Source organism: Flavobacterium sp. HBTb2-11-1, from assembly GCF_009826975.1.
GTDB lineage: Bacteria > Bacteroidota > Bacteroidia > Flavobacteriales > Flavobacteriaceae > Flavobacterium.
Genome location: NZ_WUMO01000005.1, coordinates 117,644 through 139,776 on the forward strand (window position 1 = coordinate 117,644; position 22,133 = coordinate 139,776).

Consider the following 22,133-nt stretch of genomic DNA (forward strand, 5'->3'; position numbering starts at 1 on the left):
TATTATTTTGTAACTAATTGATTTTGATTGAAAATCCCGTAAACAGAACCTTTAAGTTCAGTTCCTAAAAAAGCAGAATTTTTTGATTTTGAGAGAATATTTTCTTTCGTAAAAGTTGATTTCCCTTCTGTGGTAAACAAAGTTAAATTTGCTTTTGCACCTTCTTTGATTGTAAGATCTTCAAGACCAAAAACATTTCTCGCAGCAGTTAATTTTGAAACAACCGTTTCCACAGGTAAAACCGTTAGTAAAGCACCAAAAGCACTTTCTAATCCGATAGTTCCATTTTTGGCAGTATCAAACTCCATTTTCTTGAATTCGATATCAATCGGATTGTGATCTGAAGTAATCATGTCGATAGTTCCGTCAGCTATTCCGTTTAGTAAAGCTTGTCGGTCAACCTCAGTTCTTAATGGAGGCGTCACTTTAAAACGAGTGTCAAATCCGTCCAGTTTTTCATCCGTTAAAACCAAATGATGCACCGAAACACTTGTAGTAACGTTTAAGCCTTTTGCTTTAGCTTCTCTAATTAATTCAACCGATTTTGCTGTAGAAATAGTCGGAATGTGAAGTTTTCCTCCTGTGTATTCCAGTAAAAATAAGTTTCTTGAAATTTGCAATTCTTCGGCTAAGTTTGGAATTCCTTTCAAGCCTAATCTTGTAGAAACAATACCTTCATTAGCAACTCCATTTCCTTTAATGTTTGGATCTTGAGAATAAGCGATTACTAATCCGTCAAAATCTTGTACATATTGCAAAGCAATTTTTAGGATGTTAGCATTGTCAATGCTTTTGTTGTAATCTCCAAAAGCTATTGCTCCAGAATTTTTCATATCATAAAGCTCCGCCATATCTTTTCCTTCGCTGGCTTTTGTTAAAGCTCCAATCGGGAAAATTTCTGTAGCAGAACCATTTGCTTTGCTTTTTACAAAATTTACCTGAGATTGATTGTCAATAATTGGTAACGAATTTGGCTGTAATGCGATTGCCGTAAAACCGCTTTTGGCCGCAACATTCAATCCGTTTGCAATGGTTTCTCTGTCTTCGTAACCTGGCTCGCCCAGCGAGACACTGCTGTCAAACCATCCTTGAGAAACATGAAGATTATCAAATCGTACCACTTCTGCGTCATCGTTTGGAAGTGAAACGCCTATTTTTTCTATTACACCATCTGCAATTAAAAGATCAACGGTCTGATTGTGAAACGGACTTTTTGAGTCGATAATTTTGGCGCTTTTGATGATTAGTTTCATATGTAGATATTTTTTTGTCGTAAAATGATTTTTGTAAAAAGTAAGACGTTTTAGAAAACGAGAAACCTATTTTACAAATTTTATGATTGCCACTTCTAATGCTAAAAATAACAGTGCAAAGATAACAAACCATTTCCAAATTTGGCTGTCGGTTCGTTCAGTTTGTAACGTATTGAAAATGGTCGAAATCGTATCGGCAGTTTTGAAATCAGAAACTACATTGGTGTTTACTTGGTTTAAATCGCTTTCGGTTCTTTTGTAATTAAAACTGATGTTTTCTACCCATTCTTTTTTGTCAAAAACACTGTAATTTCCTGCTGTTTCAGGAAAATCATTAAAGGTTAATTTGACTTTATTATTTAAAATCTGCTGAACGGGTATAAACGAATCTTCTGTTCCTTTTACTTCCAAAATAGCATCTTTAGTCAAAAGAACATCAACAAAATAAGGTTGATTGTTTCCTATTGTTAAAGCATTTACGCCAGTTTTCTGATTGTTTTGAGCAATTTTATAAAACAATGGGACAATTAAAGGCGATTGCTGAAAATTAGAATTGGCACTATTAATCGGAGCTGTAAAAACCGTTATTCCAGAAAGCTGATTTTGGACGGCCGTTACAAATGCAGTCTGATCTTCAAACGAAAGAACAGCTGGATAAGAACTCGAAACAGCAAACCCACTATTGACTTTCGGGTATTGGAAATTCGTTATTTTGTTTTCGAAAACTCCAGAAAATAAAGGATGATCGAAATTAATTTTAGTGATTAATTTACTATTGGTTTGTAAATTCCCAAATTGGATTTTTCCAAAATTACCCAATAAAGCATTTAAACTCGAAAGAGAAGATTTCTCAGATGGAATCACAACTAGATTTCCGCCTTTAGAAACAAAAGCTTTTAAAGTGGTTTGCAATGCTTGCGGAATGTCAATTAATTCGTTTAGAATGATAGTATTTTGTTTTTCTAAACTATTATAATCTAGAGTGCTAATTGAGTAATTGTTATAATTGAATTCTGCCGGAGTATAAATTCTGGATAAGAAATTGCTTTTTTCAGGTTCGCCAATGCTGAGAACGTTTGTTTTTTTATTTTTTGAAATGCTGAAAAACAATTTATTATCATAAGCTAAACCATTGTCTTCAATTGCTACATATCCGTGAAAAGCTTCTTTCGGAATTGTGAAGTTGATTTTCTTTTTCTTCGCATCAAAATTTACGATTGTTTTGGCAATCAGTTTGTTTTGATTGTAAAGTGCAGTTGAAACCGGTTTGAAATCTTCGCCATAAGCCGATAAATCGATTTCGATTTCGTAGAAGTTTTCTAAAGTCTGATTAATGTAAACGCTGTCTATTGAAACATTGTTTTTTTGTTCGGCTTCTGGAACAATAAAGTATGGTTTTTCTTCAAAATCTATAGTTGCAATATCTTTTTCTTTTAAACCAACCGCATCTGTAATAATGACAATATCTTTTTTGTGAGCCGATTTGTGCGCTTTTATTTTGGAAGTAATTGCTGAAAGATCAAAAGGAGAAGCGCTGTATTTTAAGTTTTGTAAAGCGCTTTTAGACGATTTTATATCAGTATTCCAGAAATTTTCAGTATTGGTTAAAAGTGAAAATTGTGTGTTCTCTGGAGTGTTTTCTAGTAATTCCTGAACAGCTCTTTTTAATAATTCGCCTTTTTTTCCTTTTGCCTGCATGCTAAATGAGTTGTCTAGCACAATATACATTTCGTTTGATGCGTTTTTGCTGTCAGCAGCTTCAAAAAAAGGCTGTGCAAAAGCAATAATAGCGCAGGTAAGCAATAACAAACGTGTCGCTAGTAAAAGACGTTTTTTGATTTTAGAACTCTTACGAGTCTGAATGGCAAGTTCTTTTAAGAAGCGAACATTGGTGAAATAAGAGGTTTTAAAACGTCTTAATTGAAATAAGTGAACCAAAATTGGAACGATCAATAAAAACAGAAAATATAGAATTTCGGGATGTTTAAAGTGCATTCTGGCTTCGATTTACTTCACTACGTTTTGTTTTTCGCGAAGATGCTGGTCAAAAATACAAATTAATGTGGAAAGTCGAAAGTTATAGAGTCAAAAGTCAAAAGTCGCATTTGGAATTTTAAAATTTGGAGCTTATATAAATTTCATGGTTCAAAAAATGTAACTTTTGTAATTACTTACTCTTAAGATGTTACTTGCAAATGATATTATTGTTTATTTTAGCTAATTCTAAAAAGAATAAACCATGAAAAAAATATCTTTAATACTGTTTTCGGCTTTGTCAATAAGCACGGCCAAAGCTCAAAATAAATTCAATTTATTGGTAGGAACGTACACCAATACTTGCCAAAGTAATGGAATATATGTGTATGAATTCGACAGTTCTACAGGCGAGTATAAACTAAAGAATTCATCTGAGAGCGTTGTAAGTCCAAGCTACTTATCTGTATCTGCAGATAATAAGTTTATTTATGCGGTAAACGAAAATGGGACACAAAGTACGGTAAGTGCCTTTTCATATGATTCGAAATCTGGCAAGATCAATCTTCTGAATAAAAATGATGCTTTAGGAGCAGATCCTTGCCATTTGATAAATGATGATAAAAATGTAATCGCTGCTAATTACTCAGGCGGAAGCATTGTGGTTTTCAAGAAAAATCCTGATGGGAGCATTACAGAAGTGCAACAGTTAATCCAACACGAAGGAAAAGGGCCAAATGCAGCACGTCAAGAAAAAGCACACGTGCATATGGTGGTCTTTTCGCCAGATAAAAAGTTTGTATTGTCAAATGATTTAGGTTTGGATAAAGTGTTTGTTTATAAATACAATCCAAGTGCAAAAAGCGAAATACTGACATTAAAAGGAAGTGTTGATGTAAAACCTGGAAGTGGGCCAAGACACTTGACTTTCAGTAAAGATGGAAAATTTGTGTATTTGGTTCAAGAATTAGATGGAACTTTAACAACATTAAGCTGGGATAAAACAGGAAGTTTAAAAGTAGTTGCTGAAACAAGCATTCTTCCAAAAGATTTTAAAGGCGGAACGGGAGCTGCGGCAATCAAACTTTCGCCTGACGGAAACTTTTTATATGTTACTGATCGTGTAGATGCTAATGCCATTTCTGTGTACAAAATCGCTAAAACAGGAAGTTTGGAATTGGTAGAACAGCAAAGCACATTAGGAAAAGGTCCGCGTGATTTTGCAATTGATCCAACAGGAAATTACCTTTTAGTAGGTCATCAATATACTAATGATATAGTTATTTTCAAAAGAGATATAGCAACAGGAAAGATTGTTGATACGGGCAGAAGAATACAATTGTGCTCACCGGTAGGACTTTTGTTTACGAAAATATAGAGAAAAGTTGCTAAGGTTCTGAGACGCTAAGCTTCTAAGATTAAAAAAGGGTAAAGATTTATTTAATCTTTACCCTTTTCATATTTTATAGAAAAAAAAACTTAGAACCTTAGCATCTTAGTAGCTTAGCATCTAAAAAATACTTATTTTTTCTTCTTCTTTTCATTTCTCGTCTTCAACATATTTCTGTTAACCGAACCGTGCGTTTTCTTTTTGGTTTTTGAAGGACCTCCAAGATTGACTTTTTGGTTCTTTTTAGACTTTTCGTGAAAAGCGCCTTCACCTTCTAGTTTTGGTTTTTTCAATAAAAACTTTCTTGGCAATTTGTCTTTTTCAGCTTCGATTAGTTTTTCTGAAATTTCAACTTCTTCAGGGAAATCAGCTATGTCAAGCTCTTGATCCATTAAAAGTTCAGTTGCAATTTTGAATTCTTCTTCTCTAGGAGTAACAAAACTGATTGCTGTTCCAGTTGCATCTGCACGACCTGTACGACCAATTCTGTGCATGTACAATTCAGGTTCTTCCGGAAGTTCGAAGTTAATTACGTGTGTAATGTTAGAAATATCCAGACCTCTCGCCATAACGTCGGTCGTAATTAAACCGCGAAGATTTCCTTCTTGGAATTCAGCCATTGTGCTCAAACGGTAATTTTGAGATTTATTGGAGTGAATAACACCAAATTGTCCGTCAAAAAGCTCATCAATGCGATTGAAAAGCATATCTGAAATCTTTTTGTTGTTTACGAAAACCAAAATACGGCTCATGCTTTCGTCAGTTTCCAATAAATGTTTCAACAGATTTACTTTTGTATTGAAATTAGGAACGTTATATGTCAGCTGTGTAATTTTTTCTAGAGGAGTTCCTGACGGAGCTAATGTGACTTCTTCTGGAAAATCAAAATAATCATTTAATAAATCGTCAACTTCGTCTGTCATCGTTGCAGAGAACAGAATGTTTTGACGTTTAGGTTTCATCATCGCAAAAAGCGAAGTCAGTTGTGGCCTAAAACCTAAATTCAGCATTTCGTCAAACTCGTCAATAACTAGTTTTTGCATTTCGTCAAAACGAACTACGGCATCAAGCGCCAAATCCATTGTACGACCTGGAGTTCCGACTAAAATATCGACACCTTCGTAAACAGCCTTTTTTTGTGTATTAATGTTTACGCCTCCGTAAATTCCAAGCGTTTTAACCGACATATATTTCGTCAGTTTTTCTACTTCTTCAACCACCTGAACTACTAATTCACGTGTTGGAACAAGAATTACGATTTTTGGCGTATTGGTGTGGGTGAATTTATAAAGCTTTAAAAGAGGCAGTAAATAAGCAAATGTTTTACCGGTTCCGGTTTGTGCAATTCCCATCATATCACGTCCAGACATGATTACAGAAAAAGATTTTTCTTGAATAGGAGTAGGCGTAACAAATCCTAATTCGTCAACTGCTTTTTGTAATGATTTTGGAAGATTAAATTTTTCGAAAGTGCTCATTTGCTTTAAATTTTGTGCAAATGTACGTTAAATTCATGGTTTGTTTATCAAATTCTTAAAATCATCTGATAATTTATTAATCTAACTGTTTAATTTTCAATGTTAAAACCCTTCAAAAACACCCAGTCCAAACAAAGCAAAATCATATTTTACAGGATCTTGAGCATCCATTTCTCTTAATTTGGTGTCCAATTCCAGTAAGGCTTTGGCATCATTTTGCTTTCGCGAAAGGATTCCAAGTTTGCGAGCTACATTTCCTGAATGAACGTCTAGTGGACAAGATAAAACAGATGGCGAAATGCTTTTCCAGATTCCTAAATCGACTCCTTTTGCATCTTGTCGAACCATCCAGCGCAGGTACATGTTGATTCTCTTCGCCGCCGAATTGTTTAACGGATCTGAAATATGTTTCTGAGTTCTTGCTAAATGATCTGTTTCGAAAAATATTTTTTTGAATTCGCTTATGCTTTTCTGCAAACTGTCTTTTTCTTTATTTTTAGCAAAAACAGCTTCCAGTCCGTTGTGGTTTTTGTAGATGTTATTTAAGCCTTTTATGAAACCCGCAAAATCGTGCCCGTTGAAAGTTCTGTGGACAAAAGTTTCCAGCCTTGCCAAATCTTCATCAGAATGTGACATAACGAAATCGTAAGGCGTATTACCCATTAATTCCATCATTTTATGCGAATTCTTGATAATCATTTTACGGTTTCCCCAAGCAATAGAAGCGCTTAAGAAACCAGCGATTTCGATATCTTCTTTTTGGGTAAAAAGATGCGGAATCTGAACAGGATCGCTTTCTATGAAATCCTGATTGTTATATTGAATGACTTTTTCGTCTAGAAATTCTTTGAGTTCTTTTTGGTTCATTTGAAATGAAATCTTCTTATGTATTCGAGTGCCCTAGTCCTGATGGGAGGGAAAATCCTTTTATGCCGGTCCCGATCGCTATCGGGAGGCAAAAGATTGGAAGGACAGCAGGAAATAGCTCCTGATTATTTTAATTGCTAATTTGGCCGTCCACCATCACTAGTTTTCTATCGGCCATATTTGCCAATTCTTCGTTGTGGGTTACAATGACAAAAGTTTGCCCAAATTCGTCTCGAAGCTGAAAAAACAATTGGTGTAAGTTTTCGGCAGAATGTGTGTCCAGATTTCCTGAAGGTTCGTCTGCAAAAATTACGTCGGGTTTATTGATTAAAGCTCTTGCAACCGCTACACGCTGCTGTTCTCCGCCCGAAAGTTCACTTGGTTTATGATATATTCTATGTGAAAGCCCAAGATAAGAAAGAAGTTTTTTTGCTTCTTCTTCGGTTTCTGCTGTTTTTTTTCCTGCAATGTGAGCCGGAATACAAACATTTTCTAAGGCTGTAAACTCAGGCAAAAGCTGGTGAAACTGAAAAATGAATCCTAAGTTTAAGTTTCTAAAATCGGATAAAACTTTATCTTGTCTGCTTTTCTTTTTAAAGTAGCGATTATAGTAAAATAATAATAGTAAGGTCGGAGTGAGGATTACTGCCCAAGTGCCGTAACCGAAAATATCGTTTTCTATTTTACTTCTAAAAAAGAATAAAAACACAGCCAATAAAACAAAATAAAGTGCTCCCAACCAAGTAATGATTTTAAAAGCTTTTTCTTGATTTGAACTTTCGTTTTTGATGTTTTGCAACTCTAAAACGTTTTTACCATTAATGGTCAGAGATGAATCTGGATTATGGTCTGGTTTGTCTAAAGTTCCTAAAATCTGCAATAATGTCGTTTTACCAGCACCTGAAGCACCAACTATAGAAACAATTTCACCTTTTTTTATATGTAGATCGACTCCTTTTAAAACTTCAAGTTTGTCGTAGAATTTATGTATGTTTTTTGCGTGTATCATGTACTGAAACTGTTTTTACAAAGAAACAAAGAATCTATCGATATAAAAATGTGTTGTAACAGAATTTTATGAAGTAATTTGCGTTTATTTTTGGTAACATAATTTTGAAAAATGAAATTAAAAATATTTCTTTTCCTATTTATAATCGGACTAGCAGTGGTTTTTGTCAGTGCTGAGCAATACTCTGATGAGTTATTTTTAACTTATAAAGTCGATATTAAAAAACAGAATTTAAGACTGTTTTGGAAAGATGAAAGAGGAAAACGATTTGGAAGTATAGAAAATTTTAAGCTTTGGGCTGCTAAGAAAAATCTTAAAGTAGATTTTGTAATGAATGCAGGAATGTATAAAGAAGATCGATCGCCTCAAGGACTTTATATTGAAAAACAAAAAGTAGTATTTCCTCTGGATACGTCAAATGCCGAAGGGAATTTTTACTTAAAACCCAATGGAGTTTTTTTTATTACAGCTAAAAAGACAGCTGAAATTTGTGTAACAGAGAAGTTTAAAAACAATAATGAAATTGAGTTTGCTACACAATCTGGTCCAATGCTGGTTATTGATGGTCAAATTCATTCTGCTTTTAAAGAAGGATCAAAAAATCTAAATATTAGGAACGGAGTAGGTATTTTGCCTAATGGAAATGTAGTTTTCGTACTGTCTAAGAAAGAAGTTAATTTCTACGATTTTGCCAATTATTTTAAAAGTTTGGGATGTAAACAAGCGCTTTATCTAGACGGATTTGTATTTGTATCTCGTGCTTATCTTCCATCTCAAAACTGGATTCAAACCGACGGAGATTTTGGAGCGTTATTTGCTATTACAAAAAAGTAGATAGAAAAATGGTAATTTGGAAACTTAATTTAATAATGAAATAAGATAGTTTCAGGAATTATCTTTAATTTCGATTAACTTAAAAGTGAATGTGTTATGCAAGATATAGAAGTTGCAGAAGATAATAGAATGTCAAAATTAATTATAGGATTAGTTCTGGACGGAATTGGTATGATTTCTTTTTCGATTCCACTTCTTGGTGAGTTTTCGGATGTAATTTGGGCGCCAATTGCAGGTATCATTATGGCGAAAATGTATAAAGGAAGAGTAGGGAAGGTTGCAGGAGTTTTGACTTTTCTGGAAGAGATTATTCCGTTTACAGACGTTATTCCTTCTTTTACTTTGACATGGATTTACACTTATTTTTTTGCAGAAAGAAATAAATAGTTTTTAAAACTTAAAAAAAAATGAAAAAGGTCTTTTCTTGTTAATGAAAAGACCTTTTGTGTTTTTATTGAATAATAACTTTTTTAAGGTATAGTATTTTTTTTGTGTCTGGATCTGTTACTTTTAAGATAAAAACACCTTTTTGGTTTATTGAAATGTTTTCCTGTGTTTGTCCGCTAATAGTTCGTTTTTGGATTTCTCTTCCAAAAATATTATAGATTGAAAGTTCGGCTTCTTCTACATCAACATCTAATAGTATGGAGAAATTTCCTGTATTTGGTACAGGCCATACTTTGAAATTATCAATCAGATCTTTGATTGTTTCATTTATTGGAGAAGTTGTGTAACCGCTTAGTATGTTTACCTTTCTAGTCATTGTTCCTCCCTCAGCATCTGTAACCGTAAATTTAAATGAGCATAAACCTTTTGCATTTGGTTTAAATTCTACAGTATCTCCAGATAAAGTTGCATTTCCGTTTACAACTTGCGATAAAGAATAGGAAACTCCGTTTGTAAAACCTCTAGATAATTTTTGAATGTTAACGTATGTTTTGTTTCCTAAAACTGCATCATAATGAGGTTCAGACATCCATTGTAGATATTTATCTAAATTAGTGTAGCCATCTAAATCTGGATCGGCATTGGCATCTGAGAAGTCTCCAATTGCAGAGTTTACATTTGTTCCAATGATGTTTTCCCACCAGTTTGGTAATCCATCTTGGTCAGTATCCCAATTTTGATGTCTCACTACAGTTGGATAACTTTCAAAACCTCCAACATCGGTTTCATTATCTGGAAATCCAGGTTTTCCGGTTACGCTTCCAACTGCAGAGTAGGTACCGTTTAATGTCTCTGAAATGATTCGCTGGTCATGATCATCAAACTCAGGCTGTGTGCATCCAACATCAGAAAGAACAATTTTATAAGCATTTTTTGCGGACTGAGTTGTTACATACGAAGGAAAGAAGGGTGCATTCACGAAGTTGTCATAAGGAACGGTATTGCCAGAAGCTTTTCTTCCCAACGTTTGGTTATTTTCATCAAAATAGCCTGGCATTACATTTCCGTTAAAATAGCATCGCTGCATTCCTGTTCCAACGCCTTCATTTTGCTGGTTAAAAGCAACAAATATTTTTGATCCTGCACCGGGTTTATAATAGTTGTTGACGAAATTTACCTCTTTTGTACCTCCGTCAGTTGTTCTTCCTCCCCAGTTGTAAACCACATTATTGGTAATATCCATTCGACCTGTATAAGCGCCGCTTCCGTCCAATCCACCGCCAAGGCTCCAGTTACGGCCATAACAATGCGCTAATAAATTATGATGAAAACTTCCGATATCACCACCAATTGTAGCGGCATAACCGTGTTCTGTTCCTGCTGGATAATTTTGGTGGTTTGCTGCATTTAGGGCTTCAGAAATAAGTGTTCTTTGTAATGTGATGTTTTTGCCAGATCTTGAGCTGAAAGATTCGTCAATGGTCCAGCTGATCGAACAATGATCTATAATGCTGTTGTCTGCGCCTGTTAATCCCATTCCGTCATATGTAGGTCCAGCGCCAACTCTAACTCTTAGATTTTGCACAATCGCATCATTTCCTGTAACGCCAAATGGTGCAGAACGAATGCAGATTCCTTTTCCAGGCGCAGTTTGTCCAGCGACAGTTACATAAGGTTGGCTTAAAACGAGACGAGATTGTAACTGAATTACTCCAGAGGTGTTAAAGACAATGGTTCTTGGTCCAATATCGTTTGTAACGGCTTCGCGGAAACTTCCCGGACCGCTGTCATTTAAGTTGGTTACGGCAACTACTTTTCCGCCACGTCCACCACGAGCAAAACGGCCATATCCCTCGGCTTCAGGAAACGCAAGTTGTGCAGGACGAAAACGCCAAACATTTCCTTTTTCTATTCCGTTTGCTAAAACTTCATCGACACGCCAATAGTATGTCGCGCCTGTGTATAAGCCATTTACTTGATATGAATTGTTGGCCAAAGCTTGGTTTCCTTTAAATTCTGGAGAAGATGTTGTAGCATTGTCAACAGCTGTTTGGTCTGTTCCAAAGTAGATATTATGCGAAACAGCATTTGCGGCGGCAGTCCATTGCAGTAATTTTCCGCCAGAGGTTAATTCGACATGTTCGTCATTTTGTTTCGGGTTTGGATTTGTTGCCTGATAAAAAATATTAGGCGTATTGAGTTCAAAGCCATTAAAAATAAAGTTTTTTACATTTTCTGTTCCAGAAGTTTCGGCAGCCATTAAAATGACAACATCAGTTCCTGCTGTAGCTTGAAATTTTAAATAAGCCGATTTTGCATCGGCAGTTTTAGTGGCTCTAACAGACGGAATCAAATTGTCTACTACAAGATTTCCGTCAACAGAAATATCAATTGGACTAAAGGTGTTGGTTGTTGGACTATCTACATTATTAAAAAAAGCCAATACTGTATGTTCGCCTGTTGCTAAACCGCTTATTTTAAGTTCGATTTGTGCACCAAGATTTGCAGTTGTGCCTTTTACGGTAAGTCCGTCGCACACTAATCGTGCATAATAAGGAGCTTGAATTCCTGCTTTGTACCAATTGGTTCCTAAGTTGTCTCCGTTGTTTCCAGCGCGAGTAATGGTAAAAGTAACTCCATTTTCGGTATAAGTGCTGGTGTTTCCAGAAGCTATTACCCATGCGGTATAATCAGGGTCGTTTACTTCTGTTTTTGGTCTTCCTGACTGATCAAAGTCAATTTTTACAATCGGATTCTGGGCAAAAATCCTGTTTACCGGCGTAATAAGGCAGACTACTGCCACTACTACGGATAGTTTTAAGTAATTTTTCAGCATGTCAAATTGTGGTTTGGTTAGTAAGTAATAATTTTGTCGAATAAATTAAACGTCTGATTACCAGTTGTAAATGATTGTTTTCGACTATTGTAAAGTTTGTTATTACTTAAAATAAAACTATCCTGCACAATGCTGTTCTGCTTGATATATTATTTTAAAATTCGATAAAAAAGAATCGTATTCTTTGTTTTTGTGTTAATTTTTTGAATGCTCTATGCTTGATAAATAAAGGGATTGATCTGAATCTGATTTATAAATATAATTGATTCAAAAAAATGAAAAGAAATTTAAAAATGGGATTAAATAGAGAATCGTAACCAGAACGGTTTTAAATTTAAAAGAGAAGAGATTAGTCTTTAAACAAAAAGCCAAGTCCCATGTTTTTAAGCATTTTCTTTTCGAAGTTCCAAAAGAATTTAAACTGCCCGAAAATAGTTCCGATAGCAACTAATAAAACCTGATAAATTGGGAAGATAATAATAAGGCGAATAAGCGTAAACCAGCCTCCAAAATCTTCTTTAGTAATGCCAAGCCAAACGCAAAATGGTTTAGACAGCCATGCAGATGCCGATCCTGTGATGGCAAAAACGATAAATATAATTACGGCTTGTAAATTTGAGGTGATTCCCCAGCGTTTTTTTAATCTGTTCATTGCTATTTGTAATGATTACAAATATAGTATATTATCTTGAAGGAACGTTACCCCAAAGCTTTTGTTTGTAAGTATTTTGGAAATAAATCATGTAATTGTAAATTAAGTAATTTACTTCATAACCATAATGAATGTCAGGTCTATAGTTTATTGACATTTCGTATAGATTGGGATTGTAACGCTGTGGCTGCAAGACACGATTATTCCATTCGGTTACATACAAATAGTTTTTATTTTCAAGGTATTGTAATGAATAATAATTTCTTGGATAAGCTCTTGATGCAAGCCACGTGCTGAAACCATTATCGATAATTATAACTTCATATTCAAGCGAATCATTTGCAATTCTTACCGTATCGCTTAATTTTTTTGCAGAAGTAGTATCTGTGCTCGCCACTTTCTGAGAAGCAGTGGAGCATGCAATAATAGTAAGCAAAACAATTAATATGGAAACGCATTTTTTCATAGCCTAAATTTACGAATATTTTTTTAGGTTCAGAGTGGCAAAGGTTCAAAGTAACAAAGGTTTAACATTCTTTTGAAGGTTCTAAGGTGCTAAATTTCTAAGCTTTCTTTTTGGTTGTGTGCATAAAAGTAAAAAGCTGTTTGCGAAGCAAACAGCTTTAAAAACTTAGTATCTTAGAGTCTTAGAGTCTTAGTATCTTAACTATTTACTTCCAAAAAGTTTTCCAATAAAACCTGCAATTCCTCCTTTGCTTTTGGTTACAACAAGAACATCTGCAACATCAACTTTTCCGTCGTTGTTTTGGTCAAGTCCAAATTGCATTCCGTATTTAGAAATGGTATCCATGATTCCAGAAGCTTGTCCGCTGTTCCCTGAAATGGAGTTTATAATATCTGAAATTTGAAAACTGCTATCGTTTGGATCTTTTGCTTTATTAACTAAAGAGCCTAAAATCTGCGGAATCAAATTGGAAGCAACTCCATTTGAATCTGCGCTGCTCAAACCAAATTTTTCGCCAAGATTGCCACTTAATTGCTGTTGAATTTGCTGAACAACTGGATTTGAACTGTCTATTGGAGAATTTCCATTAAATAATCCTGCAATCTGATCTGTGTTTCCTTCAGAAACAATCTTTTTTAATCCTTCAAAAATAGAACTGCTTGTTTCGCTTATTACGGCGTCATTATGTTCATTTGGGACAGCGTTATTGTTTACAACAGCATCGCCTCCATATTGCTGTACTAATTGGGTTAATTGTTCAAACATGATATTTAGGGTTTAGATTACAAATCAAATTTAAACAAAAAAAGAAAGGGATTTATTAAACTGTATTAATAAATCCCTTACAAGTAATTTAATTATAGTTAATTAGCTTAACAAAGTAATAATTTGTGATGCTAATTCTGTACCAATTCTGTCTTGTGCTTCTCCTGTAGCAGCTCCAATATGTGGAGTTAAAGAGATTTTAGAGTGCATTAAGATTGCCATTTCTGGTTTTGGTTCGCTTTCGAAAACGTCTAAACCAGCAAAAGCCACTTTTCCTGAATCTAAAGCTTTTACTAAAGCTACTTCATCAATAACACCACCACGAGCACAGTTTACGATTCCAACACCGTCTTTCATGATTTCAAGTTCTTTTTCTCCAATGATGTATCCATCTTGAGCAGGAACGTGTAATGTGATGAAATCTGCTTCTTTAAATAAAGACTCTAAAGATTGAGAAACGATTTTAGTTGTGATTGATTGTCCGTCGAAGAATTCAACTTTTACATCAACTTCAGGAATAAAACTATCAGCAGCGATAACTTTCATTCCAAGACCAAGAGCCATTTTTGCAGTAGCTTGTCCGATACGACCAATACCAACAATACCTAAAGTTTTTCCTCTTAATTCAGTTCCGTTTGCGTAAGCTTTTTTCAAACCATCAAAGTTTGAGTCACCTTCAAGAGGCATGTTTCTGTTAGAATCATGCAAGAAACGAACACCAGAAAATAAGTGTCCAAATACTAATTCTGCAACAGATTCTGAAGATGAAGCTGGAGTATTAATTACATGGATTCCTTTGCTTTTAGCATAATCCACATCGATATTATCCATACCAACACCACCACGACCGATGATTTTGATTCCAGGACAAGCATCGATAATATCTTTACGAACTTTAGTTGCACTACGAACTAAAATTACGTCGATATTGTTGTCATTTATATAGTTAGCTACTTGTTCTTGAGCTACTTTTGTCGTGATAACTTCAAAACCGCCTTTTTCTAAGGCTAGAATTCCGCTTTTAGAAATTCCGTCATTTGCTAATACTTTCATTGTATTTATTTTGTTTTATTTGGTTAATCGTTAAATCGTTTATTTGTTTAATCGATAACCAACTATTTGATTTTTCTTTTTTGTAAACTGTGACTGCGACTGAAAACTAAACTTTAGTTTCTAGATCTTTCATTACATCAACCAAAACCTGAACGCTTTCAATTGGCATAGCATTGTAGATAGAAGCTCTGTAACCGCCAACAGAACGGTGTCCTGGCAATCCAGAAATGTTTGCGGCTTTCCATAAAGCGTCAAAAGTTTCTGTGTGCTCTGGGTTGTTCAATAAGAAAGTTACGTTCATGTTTGAACGGTCTTCTACTTTTGCAGCGCCTTTGAACAATGGGTTTCTGTCGATTTCAGCGTAAAGTAATTCTGCTTTAGCATTATTTAATTTTTCAACAGCAGCGATTCCGCCTTTTTCTTTAATCCATTGTAAAGTTAGAAGAGAAACATAAACAGCAAATACAGGTGGCGTATTGTACATACTTTCTCCTTTAATGTGTTTAGCGTAATCTAGCATACTAGGAATGGTTCTTCCGTTTTTGCCTAAGATTTCTTCTTTTACTACAACTAAAGTAGTTCCTGCAGGTCCCATATTTTTTTGAGCTCCAGCATAGATTAAGTCGAATTTAGAGAAATCTAATTCACGTGAAAAAATATCAGAACTCATATCGCATACAACAGGAACATTTGTTGATGGAAATTCTTTCATTTGCGTTCCAAAGATGGTATTGTTACTTGTGCAGTGGAAATAATCAGCATCAGCTGGGATTTCGTAACCTTTTGGAACATAAGTATAATTGTCTTCTTTTGACGAAGCTACGACAACAGTTTCACCAAAAAGTTTAGCTTCTTTGATTGCCGCGGTTGCCCACGTTCCTGAATCTAAATAAGCTGCCTTTCCGTTTTCTTTCATTAAGTTATATGGAGCCATTAAGAATGCTGTGCTGGCACCACCTTGTAAAAATAAAGCCTGATAACCTTTTCCCTGAAGTCCTAATAATTCTAAAGCAAGGGAACGAGCTTCCTCCATAACTGCGACGAAATCTTTACTTCGGTGCGAGATTTCAAGGATAGATAACCCTGAATCATTAAAATTTAAAATTGCTTTTGATGCCTTCTCAAAAACTTCCTGAGGTAAAATACTTGGTCCTGCGCTGTAGTTGTGTTTTTTCATGGTTGTTGTTAATAGTCGAAAATTTTAAAGACGCAAATTTCGGTAATAAGAGCCGAAAAAGCGTTAAAATATTCGAAATAATTAAACAATTTATTACTTTGTTGTTAACAAAAACGTTATAGTATCGACATTGTCTGCGTAATCCCACAATTGAGGTTTTTGCGTCTCGCCAAATGCAATGCTGTTTGCCGTTAAATTATTGCTGACAATGCATTGAATTTGATCTGTGTCTTCCTGAAGTCGTTTTTCTAATTCTTCAAGGTTTTCATAATACTCATAAAAAACACTCGAAATTGGTGATGCGTAACTGGAATCTTCTTTTAATGTCAGAAATCCATTATCTAATAATTTGAAATTACTCATTAAAAATACAGCTTTATTATAATCATAATTATTGGCGTATTTTTCATAGTGAATAACGTCTTGATATTTGAAGATTGCTTGAAAAAAAGCATCAAAAGAATAGCCCTTCGGTACATAAAGTTTAGAAACATTTCGGCATCCTAAACCGAAATATCTGAAAATATCTTCGCCAAGCGCTTCTAATTCTTCGTTGGTTTCTTTTCCAGTTAAAATCGCAGCCGAATTTCTGTTTTTACGAATAATTGATGGTTTGTCTTTGAAATAATATTCGAAATAACGAGAAGTATTATTGCTTCCAGTTGCAATTACAGTATCGAAGTTTTCCAGTTTTCCTTCTACAAAAATGATGCGGTCTTTTAGATTTTCATCAACAGCTATTAAATATTTAGCCAAAAAAGGCAATAAATGCTGATCGTTTGATGAGGTTTTGATTAAAGCTTTATTTCCAGTTATTAAAACCGATAAAAAATCGTGGAAACCAACTAATGGAATATTTCCAGCTAGAATTAAAGCGACGGTTTTTGGATTTTCGTTATTCTCATCAATTTTATATGCTGAAAGCCATTTGTCTATATTTTCTTTTGTTAGAGCTTCTGCCCAAGATTGTACAGAGAAATATACTTGTTCTGGAGTATACCATCCATTATGAGATTGTGATAGACGAATTAGATTTTCGAAATCTTCAAAAAAGATGTCGTTATATAAAACGTCAGATTTTTGCGCAGAAGCGACTTCAGAAAACTGACTTAAAAATTTTCCTAATTCAACAAAAACACTTTTTTTTGTTTCTAATGTCATAATGTTTGTTTATGAATTGTTTTGATTGTAATTTTGCACAAAAATAAGCATAATTAAGTCGAAAGACAAAAGTCGAAAGTCGAAAGTCCTAAGTTGAAAAGGCTTTAATATTTTTACTTTAAATACTTTCAAGCTTTATGACAGATTTTATGACTTTAGACTTTATGACTTTTAAACCTTAAGACTAAAAAAGATGGCAATTATTATAACTGACGAATGCATCAATTGTGGGGCTTGCGAACCAGAGTGCCCAAATACAGCAATATATGAAGGAGCAGATGATTGGAGATATAAAGACGGAACAAGTCTTTCTGGAAAAATTGTATTACCTGACGGAACTGAAGTTGACGCTGATGATGCGCAGACTCCAATTTCTGACGAAATCTATTATATAGTACCAGGAAAATGTACAGAATGTAAAGGTTTTCACGATGAGCCGCAATGTGCTGCTGTTTGTCCTGTTGACTGTTGCGTTCCTGATGATAATCACGTTGAAGACGAAGAAACTTTATTGCAGAGACAAGCATTTTTGCATGCTGAATAATTTTTCTTTGTATTTAAAATATAGTCCTGAACCTTTTGGTTCAGGATTTTTTTTTTACCCTGATTTCAGGTATTTTAAAAAGTCAGTTTCTTGATAGTGAATGTTTTATTTTTAGGCTATTGGTTAATTGTTAAAAAAATAATACTTTAGTTGAAAAAATAACAATGCCTATGAAGAGATTGCTACTTTTATTTGTTGTTTTGCTCAGCTATGTAAGCGTTTTTGCACAAAAGGAAGAATATTCTATTATTGTTAAGGATATAGAAACTTTGGAGCCAATACAAAATGCTACGGTTAAAATAATGAAAACCCAACAGATTTTATTGAGCAATGAAGAAGGAAAAGTTACTTTTATGCTGACCGGCGGATCTAACGTTCAGGTTTCTGAAACTAATTATGAAGATTTGACTGTACGCTGGACTTCTTTAAATGGAGAGCAAAAATTTGTTATTTATTTAAAGAGTAAAAACAATAAATTAGATGAAGTAGTTTTGTCTAAGGAATCTCCTGAAAAAATACTGCAGAAATTGGTTAACAATTCTATAAAGAAAATAAGTATCTCTCATAGACAGAAAGTATATGTTAGAGAGTTTTTTATGCTTGACAATCAGTATACCTACTATAATGATGGATTGGTAAATTTTCAATTTGATAAAGATAATAATGCAACCACTTTATTGGTTGAACAAAATCGCTCCTACGGATTATTAGAAGCAGATGTAAGTGCTGATTTAAAGGGCTATAACCTTAATAATATAATGGAGAATTATTCGAATTTTAAATATTTTGATCCATTATTAGATTCAAAGTCAAAAAAAGCATACGATTTTACAATAAAAGGACATTCGAAAAACAAAGATTACTACGTAATGTCAGTTGTTCCGTTGGATAAGGCCAAAGAAGCAATTGATAATTTTGAAATCATTTATGATCCTTTGAAAAAAATTATTGTAGAATTTACGATTTCAACTACGCCTGCAACTCTTGATAAAGTGGAAGAAAAGACAAAAGAAGGCGAAAAAAACTTAACAAAATCATTTGTAAAAGTAAATTACAGATGGGATGGAACAGATTATTATGTATTGAGTTCGAATGAAGAAATTGGTTATAATATTGTTTTAAAGGATAAAACTAAAAATGTCCAGATAAGAAATAGTTTTGTAACAACCGGTTTCAATAAACAAAATTTCACCTATAACGACAGCGATGTCTTTAAAGAAAAATCACTTTTCAATAAAAAAAATAAAATCTTGACCAATTATTGGGATATTTCAGGATTTACAGCAACCGACGAAGAAAAAGCAATCATCGCATCATTAGAGTTTAAATTGTAATTATAAATAGAAATGAAAAATCCTGAACATAACGCTCAGGATTTTTTGTTTGGTCAGACTGGGCAGAGCCGAAGCCCTTTCTTAAAAATTAAAACCAAGCCTTGCGTAGTAATAAGCTCCGCTGAAACCCATTTGTACAGCGTCCCAATAACCTCCTGCCTCTGTATTTCCTTGTTCGTCTTGTTTGGTTGGATATACATTAAATAAGTTGTTGCTTCCTAAAGTCAGTTTTAAGCTTTTAGTGAACTGATATCCAACAGTTAAATCGGTAATCAATCTTGGGTTGTAAACATCATCTTCGTCTGCATAATCAACCAGAACTACTTTGCTGAAACGAGTAAAAGCTAAACCAGCATCAAATTTGTTTTTTGCGTAAGTAAGGTTTAAACCAAATTTATTGTCTGGAGCCGAAGCTAATAAAAATGCTTTTTCGCGTTTTCCGAAGAAAATAGCTTCGTCAAGAGTTCCGTTTTTTACTTTGTCAATTTTCATGTCGTTGATGTTTCCAACTAAAGTTGCACCAAACTGACCAAAATCAAATGTCTTTTTCCAAGAGAAAACCAAATCCAAACCATGCGTGCTTGTGTCCACTCCATTCGCAAAAAATTGAGCTTCAGAAACACCTAGATTTAAAGAACTGGCATCAAAATATCCTGTCAAAACAATACGGTCTTTTACTTGAATGTAATATCCGTCAATGGTAGCTGTAAAATCACCGAAAGACGCAGTAAATCCTAATGAAGCATTTACCGCTTTTTCTTCATTTAATTTCTCAATTCCAAATGCTCTTGTAACTGGGCTATCGTTTGGAGCCAATAAAACTTCTGTTGCCCCGCTTGCGTTAAAGTTGGTAAAGCGTAAATTATAATAAATTTGAGCTAAAGAAGGAGCGCGGAAACCTGTACTTATCGATCCTCTAGCGTTGATATGATCTGTGATTTTAAGTCTTGATGCTAGTTTCCCATTTAATGTACTTCCGAAATCACTGTAATTTTCAAAACGTAAAGCTCCGCTTACCATCCAAGCTTCGGTAACATCCAATTCGGCATCAGTATAGAGAGAAAAATTGGTTCTGTCTTTATTGACTTCATTTGCAGGGCTGTATCCTGGGAAACCTTGAGAACCTCCAGGTCTTGGTTCTCCAGTTACAGGATCAATTGGTGCGCTTTGCGTTGTTGGATCTGTAATAGGTTTTCCGTCTGTATCATAAGTCGCGTATGAACCTTCTTCGCCAGCAAAAATTTCAAATTGCTCCACTCTAAATTCTGCTCCAAAAGCAATATTTAAACCGCTTAAAACACTTTCGTAGTTTTTAGAAATATCAAAATTTGTAGTGTTTTGAAGTAAACTGTGTCCTCCAGCATCAAATTCATGAGGAGATTTTTCTTCAAGAGAAGCATTTATAGTTCCTTTAATATCATATTGGAATTTGTTTTTACCAAAAGTATTGCTCAAATCAAATTTCCATCCGCCAGAAGATTCGGTTCTAATTCCCGCTGCGATAGAATTATCATTAATTTTAGAAGTAATTCTTGGAGTATAACCTCCTGGATAAACAGATTCGACAACTCTTTCTCCGTCATTTCTGGTAAAAGCATAAGCGTCGGTATCTCTAAAATTGCTTCCTCCAAAAGCATAAAATTCGGTTTTATCAGAAATAGGAATTGCTAAATTGGCGAACAGGTTAACACCTGTCATTTCAGCATCGCCAAACCCTTTTCTAAAATCGTAAGCAGGTCTAAGAGTTTTGTTTTTACTTAAAAATTCTCCCGTAACATTTACATAACCGCCTTTGCTTCCAATTCCTGTTCCATAATTAGCTGCCACTCTTACAGAACCTCCGTCAAAGTCCTGATCTTTTCCGTACGAATTCCCATTTCCATTTTGATCCAATCTAAATCCTTTCGTATTTGGAGTTCCTGGTAAGAATTCGCCTTTGGCATGTGTGTTAAAAACGCCGTACGTAACTGAACCTGTTAATTCGTCAACGTTGTCATTTGTCACAATATTAATAACCCCTGCAATCGCATCAGAACCATATTGTGCAGAAGCACCGTCTCTCAAAATCTCAATTCTTTTGATAGATGCGGCAGGAATTGCATTCAAATCTGTTCCTGTATTACCACGCCCGCGTGTTCCAAATAAATTGATTAGAGACGATTGATGTCTTCTTTTTCCATTAATCAAAACCAAAGTCTGATCTGGTCCCATACCTCTTAAAGAAGCAGGATCAACGTGGTCGGCACCATCAGAACCAGATTGTTTATTTGCATTAAATGAAGGAGCTACATATTGTAAAAGCTGGTTAATTTCAATTTTTCCGCTTTGAGTAGTAACATCTTTGACATTGATTACATCAATAGGAACGGCCGAATTTACAACCGTTCGTTTTGCATTTCGAGAACCCACGACAACAACGTCATTCAAAACTTGACCATCGTTTTCGCTTAAGACAATGTTTATTTTATCTCCAGAAGCTGTTTTTTCAACTGTTGTAAAACCGACATAACTAAAAACTAAAGTTGCACCTTCTTTTACTTTTATTCTAAAGCTACCCTCAAAATCAGTAGAAACTCCATTTGAAGTTCCTTTTTCGACAATATTAACGCCCGGAAGCGGATTTCCCGATTTATCTTTTACAAGACCCGAGACCTCTTTTTGTGCAAAGAGAAATGCTGAATTCAGCAGAAATAACAATAATGCAATCTTTTTCATGGTAAGTGGTTTTTTGGTTTGTTTTTTGTTAATCAGTTTTATAAAAGTAGTCTTTTTTAACAAAATATTAATAAAATGTTTAAAAATTTCATTGCTTATGTCTAAAATTATATTATTGAACATTTTTACTTCGCGCAAGAGCTATTAAATCTTATATTTGCAAAATTTTAGAGCCAAAAAATAGCATTTTGGCATAAAATGATAAAAACATGTAAATCATAAGACATTAAATCACAGG

The 22,133-nt window shown here is 34.4% G+C and carries 17 protein-coding genes and 2 pseudogenes; 5 read left to right on the forward strand and 14 right to left on the reverse strand.

The window, feature by feature from the left end:
- Positions 1-2 precede the first annotated feature (2 nt).
- Together GR162_RS12270 and GR162_RS12275 are read right to left on the reverse strand one after the other, a co-directional pair.
- Positions 3-1,253, reverse strand: a complete 1,251-nt coding sequence (locus tag GR162_RS12270) for a dihydroorotase family protein (protein ID WP_160782402.1) — start codon at positions 1,251-1,253, stop codon at positions 3-5.
- A 66-nt stretch (positions 1,254-1,319) separates the two neighbouring features.
- Positions 1,320-3,248: a BatA and WFA domain-containing protein gene (locus tag GR162_RS12275; RefSeq protein WP_160782403.1), complete on the reverse strand. Its 1,929-nt coding sequence runs from the start codon at positions 3,246-3,248 to the stop codon at positions 1,320-1,322.
- Between the two features lie 244 nt (positions 3,249-3,492).
- Between GR162_RS12275 and GR162_RS12280 the strand changes: the two genes are divergently transcribed.
- Positions 3,493-4,605 carry a lactonase family protein gene (locus tag GR162_RS12280; RefSeq protein ID WP_160782404.1) on the forward strand — a complete coding sequence of 371 codons (1,113 nt, stop codon included), beginning with the start codon at positions 3,493-3,495 and terminating at the stop codon, positions 4,603-4,605.
- 143 nt (positions 4,606-4,748) lie between these two features.
- Here the strand turns inward: GR162_RS12280 and GR162_RS12285 are convergent, their stop codons facing one another.
- The 4 genes and pseudogenes from GR162_RS12285 to GR162_RS22375 all read right to left on the reverse strand — a co-directional run.
- Positions 4,749-6,095, reverse strand: coding sequence for a DEAD/DEAH box helicase (locus tag GR162_RS12285; protein WP_160782405.1), 1,347 nt, complete (start codon positions 6,093-6,095; stop codon positions 4,749-4,751).
- 102 nt (positions 6,096-6,197) lie between these two features.
- Positions 6,198-6,962: a TIGR02757 family protein gene (locus tag GR162_RS12290; RefSeq protein ID WP_160782406.1), complete on the reverse strand. Its 765-nt coding sequence runs from the start codon at positions 6,960-6,962 to the stop codon at positions 6,198-6,200.
- Between the two features lie 130 nt (positions 6,963-7,092).
- A pseudogene (locus GR162_RS22370) lies at positions 7,093-7,542 on the reverse strand (ABC transporter ATP-binding protein); the annotation flags it as partial.
- A gap of 213 nt (positions 7,543-7,755) precedes the next feature.
- Positions 7,756-7,971 (reverse strand): annotated as a pseudogene (locus tag GR162_RS22375) (ATP-binding cassette domain-containing protein); the annotation flags it as partial.
- 111 nt (positions 7,972-8,082) lie between these two features.
- On the opposite strand from GR162_RS22375, the gene GR162_RS12300 reads away from it, so the two are divergent.
- Together GR162_RS12300 and GR162_RS12305 are read left to right on the forward strand one after the other, a co-directional pair.
- The gene (locus tag GR162_RS12300) at positions 8,083-8,805 is read left to right on the forward strand and encodes a phosphodiester glycosidase family protein (protein WP_160782408.1); all 723 of its coding nucleotides are present in this window, start codon (positions 8,083-8,085) and stop codon (positions 8,803-8,805) included.
- Positions 8,806-8,901: 96 nt separating this feature from the next.
- Positions 8,902-9,192 (forward strand): hypothetical protein, encoded by a 291-nt coding sequence (locus tag GR162_RS12305; RefSeq protein ID WP_160782409.1) that lies wholly within the window; start codon positions 8,902-8,904, stop codon positions 9,190-9,192.
- A gap of 64 nt (positions 9,193-9,256) precedes the next feature.
- On the opposite strand, the gene GR162_RS12310 is transcribed toward GR162_RS12305, so the two are convergent.
- From GR162_RS12310 to GR162_RS12340, 7 genes are all read right to left on the reverse strand, one after another.
- Positions 9,257-12,028, reverse strand: a complete 2,772-nt coding sequence (locus GR162_RS12310; protein ID WP_160782410.1) for a T9SS type A sorting domain-containing protein — start codon at positions 12,026-12,028, stop codon at positions 9,257-9,259.
- A 349-nt stretch (positions 12,029-12,377) separates the two neighbouring features.
- Complete coding sequence (locus tag GR162_RS12315) at positions 12,378-12,680, reverse strand: DUF6787 family protein (protein WP_160782411.1); 303 nt, start codon at positions 12,678-12,680, stop codon at positions 12,378-12,380.
- A gap of 31 nt (positions 12,681-12,711) precedes the next feature.
- Entirely contained in the window at positions 12,712-13,146 is a 435-nt protein-coding gene (locus GR162_RS12320; protein ID WP_160782412.1) for a DUF6146 family protein, read from the reverse strand.
- 201 nt (positions 13,147-13,347) lie between these two features.
- Positions 13,348-13,911, reverse strand: coding sequence for a DUF937 domain-containing protein (locus GR162_RS12325; protein WP_129748632.1), 564 nt, complete (start codon positions 13,909-13,911; stop codon positions 13,348-13,350).
- A 102-nt stretch (positions 13,912-14,013) separates the two neighbouring features.
- Positions 14,014-14,964: a D-2-hydroxyacid dehydrogenase gene (locus GR162_RS12330; RefSeq protein ID WP_160782413.1), complete on the reverse strand. Its 951-nt coding sequence runs from the start codon at positions 14,962-14,964 to the stop codon at positions 14,014-14,016.
- A gap of 106 nt (positions 14,965-15,070) precedes the next feature.
- Positions 15,071-16,141 (reverse strand): 3-phosphoserine/phosphohydroxythreonine transaminase, encoded by a 1,071-nt coding sequence (gene serC, locus GR162_RS12335; RefSeq protein ID WP_160782414.1) that lies wholly within the window; start codon positions 16,139-16,141, stop codon positions 15,071-15,073.
- 93 nt (positions 16,142-16,234) lie between these two features.
- Positions 16,235-17,302: an acyl-CoA reductase gene (locus tag GR162_RS12340; RefSeq protein WP_160782415.1), complete on the reverse strand. Its 1,068-nt coding sequence runs from the start codon at positions 17,300-17,302 to the stop codon at positions 16,235-16,237.
- 193 nt (positions 17,303-17,495) lie between these two features.
- Here GR162_RS12340 and GR162_RS12345 point away from each other — a divergent pair, with 193 nt between their 5' ends.
- Positions 17,496-17,846: a 4Fe-4S dicluster domain-containing protein gene (locus GR162_RS12345; RefSeq protein WP_008462559.1), complete on the forward strand. Its 351-nt coding sequence runs from the start codon at positions 17,496-17,498 to the stop codon at positions 17,844-17,846.
- Positions 17,847-18,016: 170 nt separating this feature from the next.
- Positions 18,017-19,180, forward strand: a complete 1,164-nt coding sequence (locus GR162_RS12350; protein ID WP_202393938.1) for a hypothetical protein — start codon at positions 18,017-18,019, stop codon at positions 19,178-19,180.
- Positions 19,181-19,261: 81 nt separating this feature from the next.
- Here the strand turns inward: GR162_RS12350 and GR162_RS12355 are convergent, their stop codons facing one another.
- Positions 19,262-21,895 carry a TonB-dependent receptor gene (locus GR162_RS12355; RefSeq protein WP_160782417.1) on the reverse strand — a complete coding sequence of 878 codons (2,634 nt, stop codon included), beginning with the start codon at positions 21,893-21,895 and terminating at the stop codon, positions 19,262-19,264.
- Between the last annotated feature and the right edge of the window lie 238 nt (positions 21,896-22,133).